This window comes from Catenulispora pinistramenti (assembly GCF_018274385.1).
Taxonomy (GTDB): domain Bacteria; phylum Actinomycetota; class Actinomycetes; order Streptomycetales; family Catenulisporaceae; genus Catenulispora; species Catenulispora pinistramenti.
The window spans coordinates 1-11,712 of sequence record NZ_JAAFYZ010000287.1 but is presented as its reverse complement, the minus strand read 5'-3'; the positions used below and the strand labels follow the sequence as shown (position 1 = coordinate 11,712).

Annotated in this window: 9 protein-coding genes; 3 read left to right on the top strand and 6 right to left on the bottom strand. The window is 67.9% G+C overall.

Annotated features, from left to right (window positions below; genetic code table 11):
• The 3 genes from KGQ19_RS43850 to KGQ19_RS43840 form a co-directional block, all read right to left on the bottom strand.
• On the bottom strand, window positions 1-804 hold an 804-nt coding region (locus KGQ19_RS43850; RefSeq protein WP_230420375.1), incomplete at its 3' end, for an MFS transporter.
• A gap of 75 nt (window positions 805-879) precedes the next feature.
• Window positions 880-2,835 (bottom strand): ABC1 kinase family protein, encoded by a 1,956-nt coding sequence (locus KGQ19_RS43845; RefSeq protein ID WP_212020740.1) that lies wholly within the window; start codon window positions 2,833-2,835, stop codon window positions 880-882.
• 127 nt (window positions 2,836-2,962) lie between these two features.
• Complete coding sequence (locus KGQ19_RS43840) at window positions 2,963-3,994, bottom strand: TerC family protein (protein WP_230420374.1); 1,032 nt, start codon at window positions 3,992-3,994, stop codon at window positions 2,963-2,965.
• Window positions 3,995-4,287: 293 nt separating this feature from the next.
• Between KGQ19_RS43840 and KGQ19_RS43835 the strand changes: the two genes are divergently transcribed.
• The 3 genes from KGQ19_RS43835 to KGQ19_RS43825 all read left to right on the top strand — a co-directional run bounded on the left by KGQ19_RS43835 (window position 4,288) and on the right by KGQ19_RS43825 (window position 9,292).
• Window positions 4,288-5,061: a sugar isomerase domain-containing protein gene (locus KGQ19_RS43835; protein WP_212020738.1), complete on the top strand. Its 774-nt coding sequence runs from the start codon at window positions 4,288-4,290 to the stop codon at window positions 5,059-5,061.
• A 105-nt stretch (window positions 5,062-5,166) separates the two neighbouring features.
• A complete protein-coding gene (locus KGQ19_RS43830) occupies window positions 5,167-6,090 on the top strand; it encodes a proteasome assembly chaperone family protein (protein WP_212020736.1) in 924 nt (307 codons plus the stop codon).
• A 13-nt stretch (window positions 6,091-6,103) separates the two neighbouring features.
• The gene (locus KGQ19_RS43825; RefSeq protein ID WP_212020734.1) at window positions 6,104-9,292 is read left to right on the top strand and encodes an NACHT domain-containing protein; all 3,189 of its coding nucleotides are present in this window, start codon (window positions 6,104-6,106) and stop codon (window positions 9,290-9,292) included.
• Here KGQ19_RS43825 and KGQ19_RS43820 read toward each other — a convergent pair.
• The 3 genes from KGQ19_RS43820 to KGQ19_RS43810 all read right to left on the bottom strand — a co-directional run bounded on the left by KGQ19_RS43820 (window position 9,189) and on the right by KGQ19_RS43810 (window position 11,629).
• On the bottom strand, window positions 9,189-10,220 hold the full coding sequence (locus KGQ19_RS43820) for an LLM class F420-dependent oxidoreductase (RefSeq protein ID WP_212020732.1): 1,032 nt from the start codon (window positions 10,218-10,220) through the stop codon (window positions 9,189-9,191). The two genes, KGQ19_RS43825 and KGQ19_RS43820, sit on opposite strands and share 104 nt — an antisense overlap.
• Window positions 10,221-10,286: 66 nt before the next feature.
• Entirely contained in the window at window positions 10,287-11,135 is an 849-nt protein-coding gene (locus tag KGQ19_RS43815) for a hypothetical protein (RefSeq protein WP_212020730.1), read from the bottom strand.
• Window positions 11,135-11,629 carry a DUF6343 family protein gene (locus KGQ19_RS43810; RefSeq protein WP_212020728.1) on the bottom strand — a complete coding sequence of 165 codons (495 nt, stop codon included), beginning with the start codon at window positions 11,627-11,629 and terminating at the stop codon, window positions 11,135-11,137. The genes KGQ19_RS43815 and KGQ19_RS43810 overlap by 1 nt, the downstream gene beginning before the upstream one ends.
• Window positions 11,630-11,712: the final 83 nt, after the last annotated feature.

The following is an 11,712-nucleotide window of genomic DNA, read 5'->3' as shown; positions in this document are numbered from 1 at the left end:
CCACTCCCCCATGACCAGCTTCGGCAGCAGCGCGTTGAACACCGTCACCACCACGCTGCCCTGCGCGTAGAGCAAGATCAACCGCGCGAGCGGAGCCGAGCGCGGGCCCTGTGAACCGCGGCCGGAAGCACGATCGGAAGCACGACCGGGATCGGGATCGGCATCGGAATCGGCGGGATCAGAAACCCGGGCCGAATCGGAAATCCGGGCCACCGCAACCGATTCAGCGCCTCGCCCACCAACCCCCGCCACCAAAGCCGCCGACACCAAAAACGTCCCCGCATTGAAAACCAACAACGGCGAAGCCCCCAGCCGCTGCACCAACAACCCCCCGACCGTCGCCGACAGCAGCATCCCGCCCTGCGTGGCCATCTCGAAGTTCGCGTTGAACCGCCGCACCTGCGAGGCCCGCACCCGCTCCTTGACCATCGCGTTGCTCACCGGGAAGAACAGCGCGGCCACCACCGCCAAAGCGAAGTTCGCCGCATACACCCCCACCCCCTTCGCCCCGCCGCAAGCCAGCCACACCGGCAGGGCCAGGGCCAGCACCGCCGACGTCAGATCGCACCCGATCCACAGCCGCCGCCGGTCGTGCCGGTCCGCCAGCCGCCCGAAGTACGGCGAGAGCACCACCTGCGGCACGGCCACCGCGACGAACAGCAGCCCGACCGACAACATCGTCCGGTCTTCCCGGATCATCAGCAGCGCCCCGGCGATCAGCTGCACGTTGTTCCCCAGGGCGGTGACGAAAGCGGCCGGTACGAGCAGCCGCTCGGCCCGCCGCGTGGCGCTTGCGAGTTCCATGAGCCCCAGTCTCGACGGGTTCGCTGACATCGACTGTCAGTGATAACCAGCAGGGAAAGTGAAAGCCAGCAGTACTCACTCCTCCGGCCGCCGGAACACGACCACCAGCACCCGCAACGCCAACACGCTGGCCACCGCCAAGAAGCTGTACCCGAGGAACTGGTACAAGCTCACCGACTTCCCGACCATCGGCCCGTTCTGCCGCCCGACCATCAGCACCCCCATCACCCCGGACGTCGCCGCGAGCACCGTGATCAGCACCTGGTGCACCAGCCGGGTCACCACCTCCCGGTCCCGCCGGTCGGCGAACAGCCGCACGTTCACACTCAGCTTGCCGCCCTCCAGCGCCCCGACCAGCCGGTCCACCCGGCGCGGCAGCCGCCGCAGCATCGGCACCAACGCGGCCAGCTCGGCCGTGGCCTCCCGCTTGAGCGCGTCCGGCGTCAGCTTCTCGGCCGCGTACCCGCCGGCCAGCTTGCGCGCCTCGGTGACGATGTCGAAGTCGTGCGTCAGCTCGCTCAGCGTCCCCTCCAACGTCCCCAACGCCCGGAACACCGCCGCGACCTCGGCCGGGACCGCCAAGCCGTAGGAGGTGGCGATCCGGAACAGGTCCGTGAACATCGCGACGTCGAACCCTGAGTCGCGCCGCAGATGCCGCGCCGTGAACCGGCCCAGGTCCCGCTCCAACGCGGCCTCGTCGATATCCTCCGGCGCCGTCATCACCTCCAGCACCGCGTCACACAGATACAGCGGGTCCGCGGCGTCGACAGCCGCCAACAGCCGCTGCATCGATGAGCGCAGCGCGGAATCCAGCCGGCCCACCGAACCGAAGTCGAGCATCCCCAGCCGGCCGTCGGGCAGCAGCAGGATGTTGCCGGGGTGCGGGTCGGCGTGGAAGACACCGTCGATCATCACCTGCCGCAACAGATAGTCCAGCAGCCGCTCGGCCAGCTCGCGCGGATCGATCCCGCGCTCAGCCAACTCCGGCATCGCCCGCCGCAACGGCACGCCGTCGAACCGTTCCATCACCAGCACCCGCGCCGAGGACTGCGCGGTGAACGCCTTCGGCACCGCCACCCCCTCGACCCGGGTCACCGCCACCGCCGCCAGGTTCCGGGCCTCGATCCGGAAGTCCAACTCCTCCCGCAGCGCGTTCGCGAACCCCTCGGCGAGCGCCACGACACCCAGCGACCGGGCCCAGGACGTGCGCCGTTCCAGCGTCCGGGCCAGCCGCCGGATGATGTCCAGGTCGCGGCCCACCTGCGTGGTGACGCCGGGCCGGCGCACCTTGACCACCACTTCCTCGCCGGAGACCAGCCGCGCGGTGTGCACCTGCGCGACCGAGGCCGCCGCCAGCGGCTCGCGGTCGAACCGGTCGAAGACCTTCTCGATCGCTCCGTACTCGGCCGCTCCGTACTCGGCCGCCAACACGGCCTCGATCTGCGGCCACGCCACGAAGGCGGCCTGGTGTTGCAGCAGCGAGAGCTCGTCGACGACCTCGGCCGGCAGCAGATCCCGGCGCGTGGAAAGGATCTGGCCGAACTTGATGAACGTCAGCCCGCCCTCGTTCAGCGCCTCCCGCAACGACCGGCCGATGTTCGCCTGCGGCCGCCGGCCCCGCAGGTAGGGGCCGAGGCCGTGGCGCATCAGGATCATGGTGAACCGCCAGTACCGGCGGGAGCGCGCCACCCGGCTGCGCAGGCCCCTGACCCACTCCAGCGGGGTCGGCAGGCTGCCGCTGGGCGCCAGCGCCTCGGCGACCACCAGGAACACCATGCTGGGCAGCAGGATGACCAGCATCGCCAACACCAGCAGCAGCGGCTTCCTGGCGTCGGCCAGGGTGCCGTCGGGCAGCTTGGGACCGAGCATCGCGTTCAGGATCGGCGCGGACGCCGCGAAGGAGATCCCGGCGGCGATGACCAGCCGGGTGGCCGAGAACCGGACGCCCAGCAGACGCCGCACGACGGAGCCGAGCACGACCACCGTCACGATCCAGGTCACCAGGAACATCGGTCCCTGCAAGTAGCTCATGCGGCGACCTTATTGGTCACCGCACCCGGAATGGAGCTGTTCCCGCACCGGCGCTCGCGGCGCTGGCCACCGGCTTGGGGCGGTCGGCTGGCGTGGGCTCGGCCGCGGCCTTCCGGCGGCGGCGGCGCTACTTCTCCAGCGGTTCCGTCTTCGCCGCCGGAGCCTTCCCAGCCAGCTCCGTCTGCGCGGGAGCATTCTGCGCCGGCTCCTCGCCCCGCGTGCTCCACAAGCTGGTCACCGTCGTGATCGCCAGGACCCCGATGATGACGCCCAGCGAGACCGCGATCCCGATCGTCGGCACGGTGACCGGCCCGATGTGCTCGACCCCGGAGCCGTGCAGCGCCTCGAAGACCATCTTCACGCCGATGAAGGCCAGGATCGCCGACAGCCCGTAGGACAGGTGCACCAGCCGCTCCATCAGCGCGCCGAGCAGGAAGTACAGCTGCCGCAGGCCCAGCAGCGCCAGGGCGTTGGCGGTGAAGACGATGTACGGCTCCTTGGTCAGCCCGAAGATCGCCGGGATGGAGTCCAGCGCGAACAGCAGGTCGGTGGAGCCGATCGCGACCATCACGATCAGCATCGGCGTGAACCGCCGGTGCCCGCCGACGTGTGTGACCAGCCGCGCGCCGTCGTAGTCGTCGGTGGTCTTCACGGCCGTGCGCACCCGGCGCAGCAGCCGGTTCTCCTTGAACTCCTCCTCGCCGCCGTGCCCGGCGGCGAGCTTGACCGCGGTGTAGACCAGGAACGCGCCGAAGATGTAGAAGACCCAGCTGAACTGGTTGATGACCGCGCTGCCGACACCGATGAAGATGCCGCGCAGCACCAGGGCCATCACCACGCCCCACAGCAGCACCTGGGACTGGTAGGCGCGCGGGACGCGCAGTTTGGTCAGAATGATGACGAAGACGAACAGATTGTCGACGCTGAGGCTGTATTCGGTGATCCACCCGGCGAAGAACTCGCTGCCGTAGCGATGGCTGGTGAAGTACCAGACGCCGATGCCGAACAGGATGCTGGCGGCGACGATCGCGGTCACCCAGACCGCGGCCTCGCGGGTCTTGATCGCGTGCGGGTAGCGGATGCCGTGCCACAGGTCCAGGCCCACGGCCGCGGCCAGCACGGCGACGGTGACGATCCAGACGGTGAGGCTGACATGCATTGCGGGACTCCTCCGGCGTTGTCAAGACGTGCACAAGCGCCGGAAGTCTTCTCCGCCTGAAGCCGCAGCTCAGGCTCGGGGGCCGGGAGCCTTGCGACTCCGTGATGACGACCCGTCCGATTGGGGAGTACTCCCCTCCGATACCTCGATCGTCCCAGGAGCGCGGGCTATAACGCAAACCGAAGTACGGACGAGCGCCGAATCTGCTTTAGTGGACGCGGATCCATGTGGTTTAGACCACACCCTTAGACCACGCCGATCCGGATCACCGAACCGCACCGAGGGAGAAGCCCATGGAGTCCCTGCCGCCGGAGCTGTCGCCGACCGGATACCTCGCCGAGGTCCGGCGGGTGCTGGAGCACATCGAGAAGACCCAGCTGGACGCGGTCGCGGCGGCCGGCGCCCTGGTCGCGGACTCGATCGCGAACGAGGGTGTGCTGCAGGCGTTCGGGACCGGGCACTCCGAGGCCCTGGCGATGGAGGTGGCCGGGCGGGCCGGCGGATTCGTGCCGAGCAACAAGCTGGCGCTGCGGGACCTGATCCTGTTCGGCGGGGAGCCGGTGGACTTCCTCAACGATCCCAAGATCGAGCGCCGGGAGGGGCTGGCCGAGCGGATCTACGAGCTGGCGCCGGTCGAGCCGCAGGACGTGTTCATCATCGCCTCCAACTCCGGCGGCAACGGCGTGATCGTGGACCTGGCCGAGCACGTCACCTCGCTCGGGCACAAGCTGATCGCCGTCACCTCCCTGGAGCACACCGCGCGCATCACCTCACGGCACTCCTCCGGCAAGCGCCTCAAGGACTTCGCAGACGTGGTGCTGGACAACGGCGCCCCCTACGGCGACTCGGTTCTGCCGCTGCCCTCCTTCGGCGCGAACGTGTGCGGCATCTCCTCGGTCGGCAACGCGGTACTGGCCCAGGCGATGATCGCCGAATCCATCCGGCTGCTGGCCGAGCGCGGCATCCAGGCCCCGATCTACCTGTCGGCGAACGCGATCGGCACCGACACCCACAACGACGAGCTCGAGGCGAGATACGCCGGCCGGATCCGGCGCTCGGCGTCCTGAACGCGTGCGGCCCGGCGTGGAATAGATCACCACCCGGCGGTCGCTGATGGTTAGGCTGGACGTGAACGGCCGGACAGCCCGACGAGACGGATGAGGTGCTTCACAGTGGTCGCGCGCAAGGATCCCAAAGCTCTGTACGAGCTGGCGCCCGGCACACCGGGCCTGGCCGGCGTCGTCATGCTGCACCAGATGGAAGGCTTCATGGACGCCGGCGGCGCCGGCCGACTGGCCAGCGAGCACCTGCTGGACCAGTTCGACCACCGCCTGGTCGCCTCCTTCGACGTGGACCGGCTCATCGACTACCGCAGCCGGCGCCCCACGATGACCTTCGACAAAGACCACTACGACCACTACGAAGACCCGGCCCTGGACCTGCACCTGCTCACCGACGGAGCCGGCAAGCGCTTCCTGCTCCTGGACGGCCTGGAGCCGGACCGCGAATGGGAACTGTTCGCCCTGGCCGTCCGCAGCCTGGTCGAGCACTTCGACATCAGCATCACAGTCGGCATGCACGGCATCCCCATGGGCATCCCGCACACCAGGCCCCTGGGCATCACCGCCCACGCCACCAACCCCGGCCTGGTCGACACCACAGACCAGCCGGTCCTGGACCGCCTCCAGGTCCCCAGCTCAGCAGCATCCCTGATGGAGTACCGTCTGGGCGAATGGGGCCACGACGCCGCCGGCTTCGCCGTCCACGTCCCCCACTACCTGGCCAGCTCCCTGTATCCGCAAGCTGCGATCCGCCTCCTGCGCGCCGTCTCCGAAGCCACCGGCCTGGTCCTGCCCGACGTGGAACTCCGCGACGCCGCCCGCCGCGCCTCCGAGGACATCGAGCGCCAGGTCCAGGAATCCTCCGAGGTCGAGGACGTGGTGCGAGCCCTGGAGCGGCAGTACGACGCCTTCAACGTGACGGACCGCAAGAACCTGCTCAGCGACAACGACGGCCGGATGCCCACCGCCGACGAACTGGCAGCGGAGTTCGAGCGCTTCCTGGCGGACCAGGACGGACCGCCGCCGGGGTCATGAACATCGCCCCTTCATGAGAACCCTGATTCTCTGGATTCTCCAGATCGAAGACCGCCGCACCCGACATGATGGTCGGATGCGGCGGTCTTTGCGTTACCTGGACGCGGTCAAAGTACTGGCCGGCGGCGAGAACCACTTCATCAAGCTGCTGGACGACGCCAGCGCCACGATGCTGCTCGGCGCGGGCGTATTCGACCTCTTCGAAGCGCGGGAGCAGGCACTGCGGCTGCTGGGGAAGGTGCTGGACCGGTTCGGGGAAAAGCTGCGGGGCATCGATCGGCTGACGCGGACCGAGCGGATTCATGCGGCGCATGAGGTCATACGGATAACTGCGTACTTTGATGCACTCGCTGATGCTTTGGGCGAGTGGAAGGTGCGGTTCTCGGCGGCGGAGCAGACCGCACTGGCCACGCAGGCTTCGGACGACAACCTCAGCTGGCTCGGGGTGTACAAGGAGCTGAGCGAGGGCGACGTGGATCTGACACCACTGCTCTACGACTCCTCGTCAGCCCAACAGTTCTCTGTGATGTCGAGCCGCATCAGCGTGCATATCTGTGCCCCGGCTGTCTGGGACTCGCTGAGCGAGACCGAGCAGGACTGCCTTTCCACTCTGTTGACAGTGCGAATACCCGCCGACGCCACGGTGCGCTACCAAGAGAATCTGCGTCGCCTGTCCGTGGACTGCCCCGAGTTCGGGGTCTGGGTCAACCTGCAAGCCCACGCCGCCACCCGCGAACAACTCGCCACGGGTCTGGCCGGCCTGGAGACGCTGCTGGCCCCGCTCGCCGCCGAATCAGCCGGCCATCAGCAGGAGTCCCTGAGCCGGGCACACCGGGCCGACCTGGCCAAGCCGATCATCCTCACCGGTCGGGACTCACACCTCGCGCTGCCCTCCCTCGGCGAAGGATACGTCGACCACAGCTTCCGGCTCGCCTTCAGCGCGCTCCCCTCCAGTAAAGCCTGGTGCGATCAGCCCCTGCGCCACGACCTGCCCGCCGCACTCGGCACGTACCTGATGTCCGAAGCCGCGCAACACACGCCGCTTCTGATCCTCGGCCAGCCCGGCTCCGGCAAGTCGGTCCTCACGCGCATTCTCGCCGCCCGCCTGCCCGCCGACCGGTTCCTTCCGATCCGCGTCGAGCTCCGCCGCATCGACGCCGGCGCGGACCTCCAAGAACACATCGAGTCGGCGATCCGCGAGCAGACCGGCGAGCGCGTCCAGTGGACCCGGTTCGTCACCGCCAACCCGGACCTGACACCGGTGGTGATCCTCGACGGCTTCGACGAACTACTCCAGGCCACAGGCGTGGCGCAGACCGACTTCCTGATCCGCATCGAGAGGTTCCAGGAACGCGAACTCGACGTGGGCCGCTCGGTCGCGGTCATCGTCACCAGCCGCACCGCCGTCGCCAACCGGGCCACGCTCCCCGACGGGATCCCCATCCTGCGCCTGGAACCGTTCGGCGAAAAGCAGATCCGCACCTGGATCGACATCTGGAACCGGACCAATGGCCTGTCACTGACCGAGCGCGGAGTCAAGCCGCTGTCCGAGACCACGATCCTGCGCTACCACGAGCTCGCCGAACAACCGATCCTCCTGCTGATGCTCGCGTTGTACGACGCCACGGACAACGCCTTGGCCGCGGTCGATCCCGACTTGAGCCAGGCCACGGTCTACGAACAACTGCTGAAAGACTTCGCGCGCCGCGAATTGGCGAAGGACCCGGGCATCACCGACCTGGACCGCCGGATCGAGGAGGAACTGCTGCGGTTGTCGATCGTCGCGTTCGCGATGTTCAACCGGGGCGCGCAGTGGATCGACGCCGACAGCCTCACCGAGGATCTACGGGCCCTGAACATCTGGCGAGCCGAGCGCGCCCAGAGCACACTCCGTTCCACACTCAGCGCCGGTCAGCAGATGGTGGGCAGGTTCTTCTTCGTCCACGACGCCCGTGCGACACGCGACGGCGGGGAGACGCAGACCTATGAGTTCCTGCACGCGACCTTCGGCGAGTACCTGACCGCACGGCTGGTCGTGCAGCTGCTCTCCGATCTGGCCACGCAGTACCTCGCATCGGCTTACGCGGTGTCCCGGTCCATCAACGACGCGATGCTCTACGCGCTGCTGTCGTTCGAGAGTCTGACCGTACGGACGCCGATCATCGAGTTCTCCGGCGCGCTGCTCGCTCAGGTCGACCCCGCCGTTCGCGAGGCCATCGACGAGATCCTGATCAAACTCTTCCACAACAGTCTCGCCGAGCGTATCGACCGTGCTTACACCGACTACCAGCCGAGAGCGCTGGACGCCGTGCAACGCGCGTGCTCTTGGAACGCAAATCTGATCACCCTGCTGGCGTTCGCACCTGACGGCATCAGTCTCCGCCGCTTGTACCCTGCCGAGTGTGACGACGACAACGCCGTAAACAAGTGGCCCCGACTCGCGAATCTGTGGTGGACCAATCTGCGCTACACGGGTTGGGACAGCCTCGTCGACACCCTGGCATTAGAACGCACGTGGCTCGCCAACGGCCGAGACATCGTCATCCGCATCGGAAGGCCGGCCACGCCGGCCACCAAGCCTGACTTGACCTGGTCGTATCACTTGCACGACGTCACCTGGAAGGACGGCGCCTGGCTGACTTCCCACTTAACGAGGGATCTACAAAAGAGTGCCGACTTCAGTTCGGACCGGCGCTTGGATCTCGCCGTCAGAAACACCCTCCCGATATCTGCCGAACTTCCGACACTCGGGCACACGGTTTACCACACCGGCGACGGCCGCCTCGTGACAGCAACCGCACTGCTCGCGGCAGCTCTCATGGCGCCCTATGGCAACGAACCTGCGGATGCGGCCATCCTCGACCTCCTGACAACACTGGGCAGGCTGTCAGGTTATGCAGAACGTGGCGAGAAAGAGCTCTACATCAAGGTTGCGCTCGGCCTGTTCATTGCAGCCGTTGAGCTCAATGCGGTATCAGCCGACACCCGACGAGCCCTCACAAACCTTGCGTTCCCCGATGACCTGTTCCCAGTGCCCGATCCTCACCTCGACCGGCTCCGCGACCGCCTCAATGACCTCCTGGCCCAGGACGCCCCACTTACAGAACCAACTCCGCCAACCCCCGCAGCGTCTCCGACTCCCGAGCCGTCACCAGCAGCGTCGTCACCGGAGACTCCCGCCACGCCGCCAGGCGCTCCTTGATCCGCGCGGTCGGGCCGACCAGCGAGATCTCGTCGGCGAAGGCGCTGGGGACGGCCATCACGGCCTCGTCGCGCTTGCCGTCCAGGAAGAGTTCCTGGATGCGGTCGGCCTCGGCCTCGTAGCCCATGCGGACCATGAGGTTCTTGTGGAAGTTCGCGCCCTTGGCGCCCATGCCGCCGACGTAGAAGGCCAGGGCGCCCTTGATGGGCCACAGGGCCTGCTCGATGTCGTCGGGGGCGGGACCGGTGAAGGCGAGGTGGACCATGGCGGTGATCTCGAAGCCGTCCTTGGCGCCGGCGATCTGGTCGGCGTAGACCTCGGGGCGCTCGGGGACGTAGTAGAGCGGGAGCCAGCCGTCGGCGATCTCGGCGGTGAGGGCCACGTTTTTGGGGCCTTCGGCGCCGAGGAAGAGCGGGAGGTCTTTGCGGAGCGGGCGCAGGTTGGTGCGCAGGGGCTTGCCCAGGCCGAGTGAATCCAGGCCCTGATATGGCAGCGGGTAGTACTCGCCGTCGTTGGTCACGGTCTCGCGGCGCAGGACCTTGCGGATCACGTCCACGTACTCGCGCGTGCGGGCCAGGGGCTTCGGGTACGGCCGGCCGTACCAGCCCTCGACCACCTGCGGCCCGCTCAGCCCCAACCCCAGGATCACACGGCCGCCGGACAAGTGGTCCAGGGTGATGGCGTGCATCGCGGTGGCGGTGGGCGTGCGCGCGGCCATCTGCGCGATGCCGGTGCCCAGGCGGATTCGGCTGGTACTGGCCGCGAGGTAGGCCAGGGGCGAGAACACGTCGGAGCCCCACGACTCGGCGGTCCACACAGAGTCGTAGCCGAGGTCTTCGGCCTCCTTGGCCAGGCCGACCCAGTCATACTCGGGCGGCTTGGAGGCCCAGTAGCCGAGTTGGAGGCCGAGTTTGAGGTCCGCGGTCATTGAGGCTCCTCGCCGGGGGCTGGGACGGAACTAGAACACGTTACAGTATGGCGCGATGGCAGCAGCCTACGGTGGCTCGCGGCCGGTCGCCAGAGGCGATACGTCGTTGTAGGTGAGAGCGGCGGTGGCGGGGTCGCATTCGTTGCGGAGCAAGGCATCCTGCGGGACGACCCAGCCTGACTCGACAAAGATCCGCTTCGCTGCGGCACGTAGCTGCGGATCCGCGCGCGCCTTATCGACCCAGTCCTGGGGCGAGTCGAACAGCTCGCGTAGGCGCGCGGACCGTTCCAGCAACGCGGCGAGGAGCGTGGGCTGGGTGGTGGGAGTGAGCGGCTTCCCGTCTTCGCCAGCCAGCACTCCGGCGGCGTTGGCGTACAGGTACGCGGCCTCCAACCGCTCCCCCGACGGCAGCACCATCGGGTACTCGTCGCCGGACAACAGGACCCTGCGGTATCGGGGAAGCTCAGTGTCGTCCACGGCTCGCAGCTGTTCGGCGTCCAGGAGGGTCAGGACGACCTGCGCCTGCGCCACCCTGCTCAGGCCGGGGTCGGCGAACGGGGAGTTGGCGACATAACCATTGAGCGCGACGTGGGCGGATACGCCGATACCGAGCCCTGACACGGTCAGCGGCGTCATCGGAACCACGGACGGCAGCGCGAGGCGGGTCAGCTTGTAGTGGAGCTGCGCGGGTGCCGCGTTGGAGCCGATCGCGATGACCGGATGGAGTTTCCCAGTCTGTGGCTGACCGAGCTGTTCGAGGACAGCGTCCAGAAAATCAGCCCCCTGCACACGCCAGCTTCCCATCGGCTCAGCGCTCGCAGTCAACTCCAGCACCCGCGCACCCGACAGCACCGCGGGCTCACCGATCACCCGGCCGGGGTAGCTCAACGGATCCAGGGCCGGCACGTCCCCCATCACCAATTCCGCCCCCGCGCATTGGCCACCATCACCGCGAACGGCGGAATGAACGCCGCCACGACGCTCATCGCGATCGCCAGCCCCGGCGAGAACAGCCGCACGACCGTCCACGCCAGGATGACCAGCACCAGGCACGTCCCCATCATCGCCAGGTACACGTGCTCGCGCGTGTGCTGTGACAGCGGCGCACGCTCCCGCAGCCGCTCCTCCGGCTCCTCGACGGGCCGGTACGGCGGAATGTCCCGCCCAGGCTGCCAATGCGGCCCCTGCCGGATGTGGCGCACCACGACGATCGCATCAACCAGCGCGACGAGCCCCACCACCGCGCAGAAGACCACGAACCCGACCGCGTGCTGGGTGAGGAAGAAGACCACCCCGCCGATGGCACTGACCACCCCGATCAACGCCATGACCAGGCGCATGCGCAGCGGACTGCGCGCGTGCATGGGCTCGTCGCCGCTGCGGATACGGTGGGGATCGAACCTGGTCATCGCGATACTCCCGGTCCTCTTTACCAGGGTAATGCCCGGCGGGGCGCCGGGGATATCACCGACACGCGGTGATGGTGGGTGGG